Annotated in this window: 15 protein-coding genes and 1 pseudogene; 13 read left to right on the top strand and 3 right to left on the bottom strand. The window is 39.1% G+C overall.

Annotated elements, in window-relative coordinates; translation table 11 throughout:
- The first annotated feature begins 18 nt into the window (after positions 1–18).
- From lpxD to CS842_RS02495, 13 genes and pseudogenes are all read left to right on the top strand, one after another.
- Positions 19–1,044: a UDP-3-O-(3-hydroxymyristoyl)glucosamine N-acyltransferase gene (lpxD, locus tag CS842_RS02565; protein WP_103327333.1), complete on the top strand. Its 1,026-nt coding sequence runs from the start codon at positions 19–21 to the stop codon at positions 1,042–1,044.
- Between the two features lie 2 nt (positions 1,045–1,046).
- The gene (locus CS842_RS02560; protein ID WP_103327332.1) at positions 1,047–2,438 is read left to right on the top strand and encodes a bifunctional UDP-3-O-[3-hydroxymyristoyl] N-acetylglucosamine deacetylase/3-hydroxyacyl-ACP dehydratase; all 1,392 of its coding nucleotides are present in this window, start codon (positions 1,047–1,049) and stop codon (positions 2,436–2,438) included.
- Positions 2,439–2,440: 2 nt separating this feature from the next.
- Positions 2,441–3,241 carry an acyl-ACP--UDP-N-acetylglucosamine O-acyltransferase gene (lpxA, locus tag CS842_RS02555; protein ID WP_103327331.1) on the top strand — a complete coding sequence of 267 codons (801 nt, stop codon included), beginning with the start codon at positions 2,441–2,443 and terminating at the stop codon, positions 3,239–3,241.
- A gap of 16 nt (positions 3,242–3,257) precedes the next feature.
- On the top strand, positions 3,258–3,821 hold the full coding sequence (gene efp, locus CS842_RS02550) for an elongation factor P (protein ID WP_103327330.1): 564 nt from the start codon (positions 3,258–3,260) through the stop codon (positions 3,819–3,821).
- Between the two features lies 1 nt (position 3,822).
- The gene (locus CS842_RS02545; protein WP_103327329.1) at positions 3,823–4,788 is read left to right on the top strand and encodes a UDP-3-O-(3-hydroxymyristoyl)glucosamine N-acyltransferase; all 966 of its coding nucleotides are present in this window, start codon (positions 3,823–3,825) and stop codon (positions 4,786–4,788) included.
- Positions 4,785–5,657 (top strand): succinate--CoA ligase subunit alpha, encoded by an 873-nt coding sequence (gene sucD, locus CS842_RS02540; protein WP_103327328.1) that lies wholly within the window; start codon positions 4,785–4,787, stop codon positions 5,655–5,657. Before CS842_RS02545 ends, sucD begins: the two co-directional genes overlap by 4 nt.
- A 55-nt stretch (positions 5,658–5,712) precedes the next feature.
- A pseudogene (gene uvrA, locus CS842_RS02535) lies at positions 5,713–8,577 on the top strand (excinuclease ABC subunit UvrA).
- Positions 8,578–8,603: 26 nt separating this feature from the next.
- On the top strand, positions 8,604–9,272 hold the full coding sequence (locus CS842_RS02530; RefSeq protein ID WP_103327327.1) for a ZIP family metal transporter: 669 nt from the start codon (positions 8,604–8,606) through the stop codon (positions 9,270–9,272).
- Between the two features lie 86 nt (positions 9,273–9,358).
- Positions 9,359–9,991 carry a peroxiredoxin gene (locus tag CS842_RS02525; RefSeq protein ID WP_103328014.1) on the top strand — a complete coding sequence of 211 codons (633 nt, stop codon included), beginning with the start codon at positions 9,359–9,361 and terminating at the stop codon, positions 9,989–9,991.
- Positions 9,992–10,082: 91 nt separating this feature from the next.
- A complete protein-coding gene (gene mtaB / locus CS842_RS02520) occupies positions 10,083–11,459 on the top strand; it encodes a tRNA (N(6)-L-threonylcarbamoyladenosine(37)-C(2))-methylthiotransferase MtaB (RefSeq protein WP_410468506.1) in 1,377 nt (458 codons plus the stop codon).
- Between the two features lie 254 nt (positions 11,460–11,713).
- Positions 11,714–12,124: a hypothetical protein gene (locus CS842_RS02515; RefSeq protein WP_103327326.1), complete on the top strand. Its 411-nt coding sequence runs from the start codon at positions 11,714–11,716 to the stop codon at positions 12,122–12,124.
- A gap of 1,075 nt (positions 12,125–13,199) precedes the next feature.
- Complete coding sequence (locus CS842_RS02500) at positions 13,200–13,397, top strand: hypothetical protein (protein WP_103327323.1); 198 nt, start codon at positions 13,200–13,202, stop codon at positions 13,395–13,397.
- Positions 13,398–13,461: 64 nt separating this feature from the next.
- A complete protein-coding gene (locus tag CS842_RS02495) occupies positions 13,462–13,662 on the top strand; it encodes a hypothetical protein (RefSeq protein WP_103327322.1) in 201 nt (66 codons plus the stop codon).
- A gap of 232 nt (positions 13,663–13,894) precedes the next feature.
- Here the strand turns inward: CS842_RS02495 and CS842_RS02490 are convergent, their stop codons facing one another.
- The 3 genes from CS842_RS02490 to CS842_RS06825 form a co-directional block, all read right to left on the bottom strand.
- Positions 13,895–14,086, bottom strand: coding sequence for a hypothetical protein (locus tag CS842_RS02490; protein ID WP_103327321.1), 192 nt, complete (start codon positions 14,084–14,086; stop codon positions 13,895–13,897).
- Positions 14,087–14,358: 272 nt separating this feature from the next.
- Entirely contained in the window at positions 14,359–14,556 is a 198-nt protein-coding gene (locus CS842_RS07810) for a PspC domain-containing protein (RefSeq protein WP_430537313.1), read from the bottom strand.
- Between the two features lie 301 nt (positions 14,557–14,857).
- A complete protein-coding gene (locus CS842_RS06825; RefSeq protein WP_241518420.1) occupies positions 14,858–15,064 on the bottom strand; it encodes a biotin/lipoyl-binding protein in 207 nt (68 codons plus the stop codon).
- Positions 15,065–15,195 lie beyond the last annotated feature (131 nt).

The following is a 15,195-nucleotide window of genomic DNA, read 5'->3' as shown; positions in this document are numbered from 1 at the left end:
ATTAATATTTTTAGGGCCATGAAATTTAATGCTGAGCAGATTGCGAGCTTTTTAGAAGGAGAAGTAATAGGAGATGCACATGTTGAAATAGATAAAATTGCTGAGATAGAAAAAGCTGAAAAAGGATGCATAGCTTTCTTATATAATCTTAAATATGCTTCTTGTGTTTATTCTTCTAAAGCATCTGTCATCGTGACTGATAAAAATTTCATTCCTGATAAAGGAACCGCTACTACCTTTATCAAAGTAAAAGAACCTTACAATGCATTTAAAGCTTTAATTGAGTGGTATCAAAAACATAACAAAGAGTCCAAAGTGGGCATTGAGCAACCCAGTTTTATTTCTTCCACAGCGAATCTGGGTGAAGAGGTCTATGTAGGCGCTTTTTCACACATAGGGGAACAAGTTACCTTGGAGAGGAAGGTAAAGATTTATCCTCAATGTTTTATAGGAGATAATGTACACATCGGTGTAGGTACGTTTATTTATCCTGGCGTGAAGATTTATCGCGATACTTTTATAGGAAAGAACTGCTTAATTCATGCAGGAAGTGTAATAGGCTCGGATGGATTTGGTTTTGTTCCGGCAGCTGATGGCTATCATAAAATTCCTCATATGGGAAATGTCGTGATTGAAGATAACGTAGAAGTCGGCGCTTGTTGTACTATAGATCGCGCTACTTTTAAAAATACGCGCATTTGCTCAGGGGTGAAACTTGACAATCAGATACAGATTGCTCACAATGTAGAGATCGGTCCGCACACAGCTATAGCAGCCCAAAGCGGTATTGCAGGATCTGCGAAAATTGGTAGAAATGTGATGATCGGCGGTCAGGTCGGTATTACAGGACATTTGGAAATTGCGGATGAAGTAAAAATAGCCGCTCAGAGCGGTATAGGGAAAAATCTAACTAAAGGAGCTGTGGTTCAAGGGTCTCCAGCGTTCTCGCTTGCAGAGTATAAAAAATCTTATATATACTTTCGAAGGCTCGCTGAATTGGCTAATCGTATAGCGATACTTGAAAAAAAGTTGAATCTTAAATAAAAATGCTTCAAAAACAAAAAACGCTGCTTAAAAAAGTTTATCTCACAGGATTCGGACTTCATACAGCTAAGGAAGTTCATATTAGCTTCAAGCCTGCACCGGAAAACACGGGTTTTGTCTTTGTGCGTATCGATCTTCCGGGAAGTCCTCAGGTCCCAGCTCATATAGACTTAGTTAAACATACCGATAGAAGCACAGCTATTGAAAAAGATGGCGTGAAAATACTTACTGTCGAGCATGTATTGGCGGCATTGACAGGGGCTGATCTAGACAACGTTATTATTGAAGTGGATAGTGAGGAGCTCCCTATTATGGACGGCTCAGCCCTGCCTTTTATAAATGTGCTTGAGCAAGCAGGTAGTCTGGATCAGCAAACAGAACGGGAATATTATGAACTTTCCGATATTATTTCATATACCGACACTAAAACTGGAAGTGAAATCACGGCGCTTCCCTCAAAAGGCTATGATCTATCAGTAATGGTTGATTTTGATACAGAGGTATTAGGTAGTCAGAATGCTATTCTTACAGACCTTCGCAATTTTAAAAAGGAGATCGCCTCGGCGCGTACTTTTTGTTTCTTTCATGAACTGGAAAGCCTTATTACATCTGGTTTGATCAAAGGAGGAGATCTGAATAATGCTATTGTATATGTAGATAAAAACCTGAAAGAAGAACAGATTCAAGGACTTCAAAAAATATTTCAAAGAAATGATTTACAGGTGCTTCCCAACGGTACGTTAAATAATGTACAATTGCACTCTGCTAATGAAGCGGCGAGACATAAGCTATTGGATGTGGTAGGCGATTTGGCTTTAATTGGAAAATATCTGAAAGCTAAGATTATCGCTTATAAACCTGGCCATCAGATCAACACACAATTTGCTAAAAAACTCTTTAAAAATATCCAAAAGAAAAATACCCCTCGATTTGATCTTAACAAGACTGTCTATGATATTAATAAAATTATGAAGCTTTTACCTCATAGACCTCCATTTTTATTAATTGATAGAATTATAGATCTCACGGAGAGATATGTTGTGGGTATAAAAAATATCACGATGAACGAGCCCTTTTTCGTCGGTCATTTTCCTGAAGAGCCTGTTTTTCCTGGAGTGCTTCAGGTAGAGGCCATGGCTCAAGCAGGTGGTATCTTCGTGCTCAGCCAAAAGGAAGATCCCAAGAATTATTCTACTTATTTTATGAAAATAGATAATGTCCGTTTTAAGCAAAAAGTGATTCCGGGAGATCTTATGATCCTTAAAATGGAATTGCTACAAAATATAAGAATGGGTATTGTGCGCATGCAAGGACATGGCTATGTGAATGAAAAAATAGTTGTAGAAGCCGAAGTAACAGCCCAAGTGGTAAGAACTAAAGTTTCACGAAGTTAAGTATGAGCTTATCGTTAATTCAGGTTGATCCGCAAGCGAAAATTGCTCCTGACGTTGTTATAGAGCCCTTCTCGGTCATCGCCAAAGATGTCCAAATAGATCAGGGAAGCCATATAGGGCCTAATGTTACTATAATGGAGGGTGCACGTATTGGAAAGAACGTCAGAATTTATCCTGGCGCCGTTATTTCTGCACCTCCTCAGGATTTAAAATATCGTGGAGAACATACATTTACCTATATAGGAGACGAAACGGTTGTTCGTGAGTGTGTTACCATTAACAGGGGAACGCATGCGCTTGGCTACACCCGTGTGGGAAAGAATTGTCTTATCATGGCCAGCTCACATGTGGCCCACGATTGTGTATTGGGTGATAATGTAATATTAGTCAATGGCGTAGCCTTGGCTGGTCATATAGAAGTAGGAGAATGGGCCATCATAGGAGGAATGTCTGCAATACATCAGTTTACTAAAATCGGTGTACATTCACTTATCGCTGGAGGGACATTGGTTCGTAAAGATGTTCCTCCTTTTGTAAAAGCCGGTCATATGCCCATATCCTATATAGGAATTAACTCCATAGGTTTACAGCGACGCGGGTTTACTACGCAAAATATCCAGGAAATACGAGATATCTATAGGACTCTATATCAAAAAAAACTCAATGTATCCCAAGCGCTTAAAGTCATAAAAAAGAAGTTTCCTAGGAATTATGGCTACGATGAGATTCTTCGTTTTATTCAAAATTCCGAAAGAGGAATTATGAGGGGGTATTCTAAAAAAGATCTTTCCGGTGAATTCTAATTCCATTTAAAAATTTATGGCATCTACTGCAGATATCAGAAAAGGCTTGTGCATTCGTTTTAACAATGATGTCTATAAAATTGTAGAATTTCTTCATGTAAAGCCAGGAAAAGGACCGGCTTTTGTAAGGACTAAGCTCAAGAGTTTAACCAATGGAAGGGTATTGGATAATACTTTTTCCGCTGGGCATAAAATAGAGGAAGTTCGTGTGGAATCGCATAATTATCAGTATCTTTATAAGGATGAAAGCGGCTTTCATTTTATGAACACACAAGATTATCATCAGGTCCAACTTCCTAAGGAATTCCTTTCCGGAGATCGATTCTTAAAAGAAGGCCTGGAAGTGACTATCAGCTTTCAGCAAGAAGATGAAACTCCCTTGAACCTTGGAATGCCAGCCAGCGTCATCCTAGAGGTGACTTATACCGAGCCTGGAATTAAGGGCGACACTGCTACTAACACTACTAAGCCAGCTACTTTGGAAACTGGAGCTGTGATACAAGTGCCGCTTTTTATCAACGCAGGTGAGCGCATTAAAGTAAATACTGAAGATGGCTCCTACATTGAAAGGGCGAAATAATATGAATTTTCCCCGAGATTACAGCTTACAACAATTAGCAAAACTTATAAAAGCCAGAAGTTGGAAAGGTCCTGAAAATCTACGCATAAGCGGTATTAATGAAATTCACAGAATAAAAAAAGGACAGCTTTTATTTGTGGATCATCCTAAATATTATGATAAAGCTTTACAATCTGAGGCAAGTGCTTTAATTATTGATAAAGAAATAGAATTTCCCCCAGAAAAAGGAATGATTCTCTCAGAAAATCCTTTTCGTGATTTTGATCGCCTTATCCGTCATTTTTTTCCTTTCCAAAAAGCCACTGAATACGTTTCGAAAAAAGCTACTATTGGAAAGAATACCTATATAGGTCCTGGAGTTTTTTTAGGAAATCATGTAATCATTGGACAAGATTGCCATATACATCCGAACGTGACGATTCATCCGCATACGGTGATCGGTGATGAGGTTATCATACAGTCTGGAACTGTCCTTGGAAGCGATGCTTTCTATTATCAAAAACATGAGGGATCATTTATTAAACTCCATTCAGGAGGAGTTTTGCACATTAAAGATAGAGTGGAGATTGGTTCATGTTGTACCATAGATCGTGGTATAACGGATGAAACCCTTATAGATGAAGGTAGTAAACTTGATAATTTGATACAAATTGGACATGACACACGAATTGGAAAAAATTGCTTAATCGCATCCCATACCGGAATAGCAGGTTGTTGTACACTTGAAGATCAGGTAATTCTTTGGGGACAAGTGGGTATCTCCAGTGGCCTTTTTATCGGTAAAGGAGCGGTAGTTTTAGCTCAGTCCGGCGTGAGTAAAAATCTTGAGGGTAATAAAACCTATTTTGGCTACCCCGCACAAGAGGTTAAAGTTGCTTACAGATCATTGGCCACTTTAAGAGAGCTTTCTAAAAATAGCTTTCTTGGATTTCCTGCTAAAAAATTGCATCAAAATAATGAACTATGAGTATACTTGTCGACAAAAATTCACGTGTCCTTATCCAGGGGATTACTGGAAAGGAAGGTACTTTTCATGCCCGGCAGATGATTGAGTATGGTACTCCGATTGTAGGGGGAGTCACTCCAGCTAAAGGAGGTCAAGATTATCTCGAGAGACCTGTTTTTGATACGGTTGTTCAGGCTGTAGAAGCTACCGATGCTAATGTGAGCATCATTTTCGTCCCTCCTGCCTTTGCTGCTGATGCTATCATGGAAGCCGCTGACGCGCAAATAGCTTTGATTGTGTGTATCACAGAAGGCATACCTCTGGCCGATATGATTAGGGTAAAGCAATATCTTAAAAATCGCAATTCTCGGCTTATTGGGCCTAATTGTCCTGGAATTATTACCCCAGAAGAAGCTAAAATAGGAATCATGCCAGGTTTTATATTTAAAAAAGGTCGGATAGGTATCGTATCCAAGTCAGGAACGCTTACTTATGAGGCGGCTGATCAGGTAGTCAAAGCCGGTTATGGCATCTCTACGGCCATCGGCATAGGAGGAGACCCCGTTATCGGTACCAGCACCCAGAAGGCAGTTGCTCTTTTTATGAAAGATCCTGAAACAGAAGCTATTATAATGATAGGTGAAATAGGAGGAATGCTCGAAACGCAGGCGGCACGTTGGATTTATGAAACAGGTAATAAAAAACCTGTGATTGGTTTTATCGCCGGGAAAACCGCGCCTAAAGGGCGCACTATGGGACATGCCGGCGCTATAGTAGGTGGAAAAGATGACACGGCTGAGGCCAAAATGAAAATCATGCAAGATTGCGGTTTATACGTGGTAGCTTCTCCAGCTGAAATCGGAATGACTTTAGCAAAAGTCTTACCTTAGCCAAGGTTTCCGTGCTTTTTTTTATCACGCTGTGATCAACCAGCGAACGTAATCTATGCTTTTGATGAGCGAGTATATCTGTATCTATGGAGCGAGAGGAGAGCACAATCTAAAAAATATTGAGCTTTACATTCCGCGTAATCAACTGGTAGTGATCACAGGATTAAGTGGAAGCAGCAAATCTTCTTTAACTTTCGATACGATTTACGCTGATGGGCAGCCTCATTATTTAGAAACCTTATTAGCTTACGCCCGGAAATTTCTTGGAGGGCTTGAGCGTCCAAACGTTGATAAAATTGAAGGTCTTTCCCCTGTGATAGCTATAGAGCAAAAAAACCGTTTCAAAAAATCCGCGTTCCACTTTAGGGACTATTACCGAAGTTTACGATTTTTTAAGACTTCTTTACGCGCGCACAGCCGATGCCTATTCTTACACTACGGGAGAAAAAATGGTCGCATATACTGAAGAACAGATTCAAAAATTATCACTAAAAGATTATAAGTCTTGTAAAATAAGCCTTCTGGCTCCACTGGTAAGTGCCCGAAGAGGGCATTATCGCGAGCTTTTTGAAAATGTCAGAAAAAAAGGTTTTTTAAAAGTACGCATCGATGGTATTATAAGTGAGCTAAGCCAAGGCGTGCAGCTCGATAGACACAAGCTTCATGATGTGGAGCTCGTCATCGACCGACTTGAAATCTCTAATTCCAGCCGGCAGAATAGTCGCCTTACAAAGAGTATTTCCACAGCAATGCACCATGGACAGGGTGCGCTGATGGTACTCGAACATGGTGAAAATAAAGAGATCCGTCATTTCAGCAAGCAACTGATGTGTTGTCCGAGTACAGGAATTTCTTACCCTTTGCCTGAGCCTAATAATTTTTCGTTCAATTCTCCTAAAGGCGCTTGCCCGCGCGTTGTAAAGGTTTAGTGGCAATACAACAAGCTAGTTTAATAAAAATTATTCCCGATGAGGGAGTATCGCTACAAGAAGGAGGTTTAGTGCCTATAGGACCTTATTCAAAAAAATTTGTTTTTCAACAACTCGAAGGTATTGCCGGAAAATTCAATTTTAGCTTAGAAGCTCCTATTAAAAATATTCTTGAAAAAGCTTTGCAAGCCATTCTCTATGGATTTGATGAAAATTTTTCCCTTGAGTTAGAATTTGCCCGTGTAAAACGCTCTTATCACATTTGTTTTGAGGGAGTAGTGTCTTATGTGGAGAGACTCAGTCAAGAGGAATCATCTGTGACCTCGGCAGCTTTTAAAAATTATGTAGAACAAAAAACCTGTCCTGTATGTAAAGGAGCTCGCCTGAAAGAAGAATCGTTATTATTCAAAATAGCCGGAAAGAATATCGCAGATCTAACCCAACTACAAATCGATGAACTAAAACGCTGGATAGCTCAACTTCCTGAATACCTATCCGATCGAAAATGTCTCATTGCTCATGATATTGTAAAAGAGATACAAGCGCGCATCAGATTTTTGTGCGATATAGGTCTGGGCTATTTAAGTCTCAATCGGAGCTCAAAAACACTCTCCGGCGGGCGAGGGTCAACCTGTTCGTTTAGCTACACAAATAGGTTCTCAGCTGGTAAATGTTCTTTATATTTTGGATGAACCCATCATAGGATTGCATCAGCAAGATAATCGGCGTTTGATTCGCTCCCTGAAGGAACCTACGGTTGTAGGTAATTCTACTATTGTGGTAGAACATGATCGTGAGATGATAGAGGAAGCTCATTATGTTATCGATATGGGACCAGGGGCCGGAAAAAAAGGAGGGAACGTCTGTTTTAGTGGTACGCCCGATGAGCTTTTGCAAGCAGATACACTTACATTTTATTACCTTCGAAGAGAAAAGGATCTTGTTTTTACTACTAAACCCAGGAAAGGAAATGGTCATTGTGTTCTTCTAAAAGGGGCTAGCGGGCATAATTTAAAAAAAGTCGATATATATCCTTGCCTTTAGGACTTATGATTTGTGTAACACGGGTTTCAAGGAGTAGCAAATCTTCTATGATTAATGAAACGCTTTTTAAAGCGCTTCGTCGTCATTTTTATAGATCAATTCAGGATCCTTTACCTTATGAACGATTAGAGGGTATTGAATATATAGATAAAGTGATCGATATCGATCAATCACTTATAGGACGTATCCCTCGTTCCAATCCAGCAACTTATACAGGAATGTTTTCGGATATCAGGAAAGTGTTTTCACAACTTTCCGAAGAAAAGATAAGAGGTTATAAATCACGACGTTTTTCCTTCAATGTTCAAGGTGGTCGTTGTGAGCATTATATGGGAGCAGGTTTGCGTACGATAGAGATGAATTTTATTCCCGATATTTATATACATTGTGAAAAATGTCAAGGAAAACGCTTTAATAAAGAAACCCTGGAGGTGCATTATAAGGGAAAATCTATCAGCGATGTATTAAATATGACCGTAGATGAGGCTTCAGTTTTCTTTAAATCCATTCATAGGGTTTACTCCAAGCTGAAAACCTTGCAGGACGTAGATCTAGGTTATATAGGCCTGGGGCAGACCTCTACTACATTATCTGGTGGCGAAGCCCAACGTCTAAAAATAGCCAGCGAGCTCAGCCGCAAACAAACCGGAAATACCCTCTATATTCTTGATGAACCTACCACGGGTTTGCATTTTGATGATATACGCATTTTATCAGAGTTGCTCAATCGCCTAGTAGATTTTGGCAACACGGTACTTATTATAGAACACAATTTAGATATGATCAAAACTTCGGATCATATCATAGATTTAGGACCTGAGGGCGGGGAAAAAGGTGGAAAAATTCTTTCGAAAGGCAGTCCTCGACAACTCATGGAAGATTCAAAAAGCGCTACAGGGCGATTCTTAAAAAAAGAATGGGAGGCTCTAAAACATGGACCGATTTAGAAATAAAATTTATTTCATAAAATCTCATGGTTTCTTTATTGCTCTTACTCTCAATTATTATCGGTCTGATACTCGCGTATCAGATCAAAGCTCGTCGCTTTAGTGCTGATGGTTTACTGAGTTTTAGCAGCGTTTATCTACTCGGTACGGTTTTTAATCATCTCTTTCCCGAGGTATACGGCAAAGAAGATCAGGGAGGCGTAGGATTTTTTGTCCTTAGCGGTATCCTGGTTCAAGTATTGCTCGAAACCATTACCAAAGGTATAGAGCATGGTCATATCCATTCTAAAGGAAGAAGTCCTTTTCCTTATGGCATATTTCTGGGGCTTTTCGCACATTCATTGCTTGAAGCCATGGCTATTCATCAAGATCACCACGGTTTACTTTACGCTATTCTGATTCACAAAATTCCTGTGGCAGCTATTCTGTATTTTTTTCTGACAGATGCCCTCGAAAGCAAAAAAAGAGTCCTGTTTTGGATGGGGATTTTTGCGCTTTCTGCTCCTTTGGGAATATGGATAGGTGAGCTTCCGTTGCTTAGCCGATACGAAACCTATGTTAATGCTTTTGTTGCAGGTATTTTCATCCATATCGCCACGGTCATTTGGTTTGAAAGCTCCAGTGGTCATAAAATAAACTCAGCTAAATTGCTGCTTTTTTTTCTTGGCATAGCTTTATCGTATATATTTTCATAAATGTTAATCTTAGCGTTTTTAATTTCTTCAAAAAAAAACTTAACTTCGAGAGTGTTAACGTTTACTTCAATACAATATCTATGTCTATGGTTTCACTAGTTGGAAGAAAAGCGCCTGACTTTAAAGCAAGTGCCGTAATAGAAGGTCATAAAGTCGTCCGCGACTTTGCTCTGGAGCAATTTAAAGGCAAAAAATATGTGCTGCTGTTTTTCTATCCGAAAGATTTTACTTTTGTCTGTCCTACAGAATTACATGCTTTTCAGGAAGGGCTAAAAGATTTTGAATCTAGAAATGTACAACTCATCGCTGCCTCTACCGATACAGAACAATCACACTGGGGATGGCTTCAGGTTCCTAAAGATAAAGGAGGGATTAAAGGTGTTACTTATCCTCTCATAGCCGATACAAATAAGACTATCTCTCATGACTACGGTGTGCTGGCCGGGGAGTGGTTTTACAACGAATCTGATCAGCTCGAGGCCCATGGGGAACTTATAGCTTACAGAGGTTTATTTTTAATCGATAAAGGAGGTGTGGTACGCCATCAGTTGATTAATGATTTACCTTTGGGTAGAAGCGTAGAGGAAGCTCTTCGTGTGGTGGATGCCTTGCAGTATTTTGAAACCCACGGAGAAGTATGTCCGGCCAACTGGCAAAAAGGAAAAAAGGGAATGAAAGCTGACCATAGCGGTGTAGCTGATTATCTGGCTAATCACTAATTATATAAGTTATTTTGCTTGTAAAGACACCCTTAATAAGGGCGTCTTTTACGCATTTATTGGTTTATAGAAAATGCGTTAAATTTGCCCTATGCAACAATTCATTACCTCTGTAAGTCGGGTCGCTTTTTATACGCTGGGCTGTAAGCTTAATTTTTCTGAGACCTCAACGATCTCAAGGCAATTTTCAGATCAACATTATTCTTGTGTCGACTTTAAAGAAAAAGCAGATATTTATGTGATTAATACCTGCTCGGTAACAGAAAGTGCTGATAAAGAGTTCAGACGCGTTGTACGATCGGCTTTAAAAAATAACCCGAAGGCTTTTATTATCGCTACCGGCTGTTACGCCCAGCTCAAGCCTGAAGAGATTGCCCTTACTGAGGGTGTGGATCTAGTATTAGGCGCAGCTGAAAAATTCAAAATCACCGATTATCTCTCGGATCTTTCTAAAAAGACCGTAGGAGAGGTTCACTCTTGTGAGATAAAGGCAGTTGATTTTTATGTAGGTTCGTATTCAATAGGAGATCGTACGCGTTCCTTTCTTAAGGTTCAGGATGGCTGTGATTATAAATGTAGTTACTGTACTATACCTCTGGCGCGTGGTGTTTCGCGTTCGTCTACCTTAGAAAAGGTTCTCGAAAATGCTCGTGAAATTGCCCGTACCGGAGTTAAAGAAATCGTTCTCACCGGAATTAATGTAGGAGATTATGGCAAAGGAGAATTTGGCAATAAAAAGCATGAGCATACTTTTTTAGAACTTATTAAAGCTTTGGATGTCATAGAAGAAATCGAGCGCTTTCGCATTTCTTCTATAGAACCCAACCTGCTCAGCGATCAGATCATAGAATTTGTGACCTCTAGCAAAAGATTTGTACCCCATTTTCATATTCCCTTACAATCGGGAAGTAATGATATCCTTCGAAAAATGCGTCGTCGCTATATGCGTGAGTTGTATGCTGAAAAAGTGAATAAAATCAAGGCTTTTATGCCGCAGGCCTGTATTGGAGTAGATGTTATCGTAGGTTTTCCCGGTGAGAGTGATGAACATTTCATGGAAACTTTTCACTTTTTAAGTGAGCTTGAAATTTCTTATTTGCATGTATTTACTTATTCCGATCGCGCAGATACCGAAGCAATTCGCATGGAAGGAGAAGTACTGAAAGCCATCAGATACAAGCGTAATAAAGCGCTTCGCGGGTTATCGGTTAGAAAGCGACGTCAGTTTTATGAAAATCAAATAGGAAGCATGCGCAAGGTACTTTTTGAACAAGAAAATAAAGGGGGTTTTCTATATGGCTATACTGAAAATTACATTAAGGTAAAGGCCCCCTGGGAAGGGATAAAATCTAATAGTGTGCAAGAGGTTCGTTTAAAAAAATTAAGCTCTGATGGAGTGATGCTGGCCGATATCATGGAAATTACTAAAAAATCTTTTGAGCGATCCATCGGTAAATTGACTCTCTAAAATAACCGGAAGGATATGCAATTATTGCCAATAATAACCATGGGAAATAAAGTTTTTTAAAGATTCTGATCACCGTTCATGGCCGTCTTTTATTTAAAAAAACCGACACCGATAAAGAAGGCAAAGTTCTTTTAAAGGGCTTGCTTTGCGATAATCATAAAGAGACATGATCTTATCCGAGTCGACCAGAGAAGATAATACGTCTTAACAAATGTTATTAAAGTCATTCAGGTCGGAAGCTCGACACACAAGACATGGAACGTGTCTTATCTTTACTGGATCTTAAGGTACTCTCAAGTCAGAGTGCGCTTATAGTGTCAGATAACCTGCCGCACTTAAAGAGAAGCACCCTAAGGGACTTTTTTCTTAAGATACTGCAAGGGGCCGAGGACTTATTCAAAGAAGCCTCGTTTATAGCTCTAACTAGACTTACTATCTTAAAAAGTGGACTTTTGAGTTCTTCTCAGCCGACAGCCCAACAAAGCTCAGAGAGGCAACGAGATTTATTGTTCATCAACGAGGCGAATAACTCATCCTATGAAGCCTTTCGTCAGCTATCGATAAGGACATCAAAAGAGATCTTTATCGACTATTTACACCCCACTTGCGAGTTCTGGACCCATACCGAGCTTCTAAGAAGAAAGCAGGTAGAAAGCGGGATTTGAAGCGAAGGCTGAGCTATACAAGGGTAAGTATATCTCTCTTCAATCCAGTGAATTGATCGCCTTGGAAAGATATTTAGCGCGAGAACGGCTCTGGGATAAAAATAGAGTGATAAGATTCTTCATTTAAGTCAGCGAGCGAAGCACGCAACGAGGCATTCGCGAGGAAATATTAAATAATATAAATAATAATTATAACTTAAATAATAAAATCCCCTTTCCTCCTTTTTTTCAAAAAAAATTGAAGTTTTTTCAGAGCGACCCGCTCGGTTTCTATGCTCAGTGGAAGAAGAAAAAGAAATCGTTGAGCATTGCGTTTTGCTCGGAGCGTTTCGCTAAGACTTGAGAGGATAGGCAAGCTCATCATCACTACAGCTAAAGCTCACCGGATTAAAAACCACAAGAATCTTAGCTCCTATAATCAAGAAGAGCTCAATGGATATGTAAAGACGCAAAGAGCCTCTTCTGATCCTATGGAAAGAAACTCAACGTACAAGAAATAAGATGAATGTCCCCGGTCCGTAAGGTAAATTACAACCTCAGCCGCTGAGGATCTTTATAAACTCTTTATCAAGAGCTTTGTAGTTAGCTCATAAAAAGCCCTTCGTAAAGGGTCGAGAAGCTATGGAGAATCTGCTTATAGTGGTTGGGGGGGGGAGGGTACGGGATAGGAAAGAGCACCGTGATGCGTGTTTTTAGCCAACTTCTTCCTCCTTCCCATAGCTTCGATTTTTTACTCGGCGAATGAAGTAGTCGAGTGCTACAAGGCCATACAAACCCCTGAAGATAAGAAGTTTTTCTCTAACATGACAGGGGACTTCAGGCACTTTGACGATGTTAAAAGTGAAAGAGAGACTGACAACTACAGCAAGACTAACCTCTTTAAGGGCATCCTAGAGGAGAGATACGCCAAGTGATAAGAAAAAACCATTATGTCAGATGCAACTCTACTCAGAAAAAAGCCAAGGGGATCTGCAAGCGGCCCTTGAGTAGTTTGGATCCCGCTACGGATCGAGAGTGTACGATAGGTTATTTGAGATATTTAATGTATTATATTTAAGGGAAAGAGCTTCAGAAGATGAGCAGCACCTATACTCGGCTTAAAGAGTACGTTCGTGCTTTGTCGGATTATATCGCCTTAGAGCCCCGTGGAAATAGAAGAGATAAGCTCTTTGAGAGGCGAGTTTTTGAGAATGAGCGCACTCTTTGTGAAAAGATGGAAAACAAACAAGAGATCCATTGGGAAACTCAAAAGTATCAAAGCAAATTCAATTAAATAGGCTCTTATTTAAGTTTAAATAAAAGTCCCTTTCTTAACAAACCTTATAAGCGCTGAGAGCTTGTCTTTACACCTAAGAAAACAAGTAGATCTGATACTTAAGGCTAAAGGAGGTATCAAAGCTAAAGCATCAAATGGATTTAATCTGCTTCATCTTATCAAAAAGGATGCGGATGTGAATGCTAAAAATAACTATGGCCATAATCCTCTGCACTGGGCAGCTTCCATCGGAAAAGAACAAACGGAAAAGAACAAACGGTAAATATTTTTATAAAGGAAAGAGTTTATAGAGCTTCTTATAACTGTGGGCGCGCAGCTCCAAGGCCAAGGACCAGAGAAGTTCGTTTCATATGGAAGCTTGCAATGACAAAATACATCCTCCTGTTTTCTTTACGTATCGGTGGTATATATAAAACCCATTGACAAACACAATGAACACACTAGGGAAAGAAATAGAATTGATACTTCATTGAAAAAGATAGGTCAACGCTAAATCAGGAAAGCTTTTCAATAGAAGTGTTGATCAAATCCTTCTGAGTAGCTTGGGCTAGATTTCTTACACATTGCTTCTTCTTATCTCTGGGATTAACTATAAGAACTACTATTGACAATAGCGTTTGAAAAATCTTAAAATAAATGGGAGAGAGGTTTTGTTTGCCAAGCGCAAGAAAATAGATGTCCGCCATATTGTGTTAGCATTTGAACAGAAAATAGGCATATAATTACACGTTATGTTATAATACAAGATAATTTGTTATTACACTTATTTTAATAATGTTAACTAACGAAGAAGTGTAAGATGGGGTAATATAAATTTTACTTCTCGAAGAAATACTCCATGACTTTAAGAAGCTAAAGTATGAACAAAACAAAGCGCTGATTAAGAAGTTCACTTGAAAATGCTCATTCCGGGGTAATTCGAATGTTGTTGGAGGATTTAAAAGATAAATCGATTGCATCACAAATCAAATACCGATTTTCTTTTGATAAAAAACTGATCTTTAAGTTTTATAAATAAAGCGAGTAAAAGATATAGAAAGAAGCTGAGTCCAAAGCTTACAAATAAAGTGTAAATAAAAAATAAACGTATTCTGCTTACTCTAATTCCAAATTTTTCCGCCACTCTTGTGCACACGTTAAATCCGTTTTGACTCATATAATCTTTTATAAGTTCAATCATAAATAGGGTCTATAAGTGGCAAAACTATCGATTTTTCTTATTGATCTCTTTTTTTTCTTGCTGAGTTTGACAATCCAGACATACAACATAGGTACAAAGAAGGTATCCAAAACCGTAGCTACGGTCATTCCTCTAAAACGAATTCGTTTATAAGCTCTCAGGATAAAAATCAGCTAACATCTCATGTTTGCTCGCCATGGTAGTTAAAATAATTTGACCTGAGGTTTTTATAGCGTTATGCGTCCATCTGGGATTGCTCAAGATGATCTTTTGAAACTTACCATTGAACCATAACCTGTTCATAAGAAGCTTTATATCGGTTTTTGTCAATATCATACAGGACTTGTCCTTTACTGACATAACTTTCTTCTTTAAAAAGAATTCCCTCTAAAACTCCGTTGATATCGGTACGCAAATCGATTTGCTTTCCTGATACTATACAGGGGAGAAAAGTGTATTCTAAAGGCAATTGAGAGTAAGCCACGGTAGTACCTCCACTGCCACGGAGTGTGGACAGTATTTTCGGGACCTTTTTGACAAGAGGTCAGTAAAAAGATTAAGAAAATAAAAAAAAGGTTTACCTTTTTGATTAAAATTTCATAAAGCGCGTTGATA

It is taken from the genome of Bacteroidetes bacterium endosymbiont of Geopemphigus sp. (genome assembly GCF_002904345.1).
In the GTDB taxonomy this organism is placed as follows: Bacteria; Bacteroidota; Bacteroidia; order Flavobacteriales; family Blattabacteriaceae; genus GSPS2-BC2016.
Note: the sequence above shows the minus strand (reverse complement) of the source record. Positions and strands in the feature narration are given on the sequence as shown.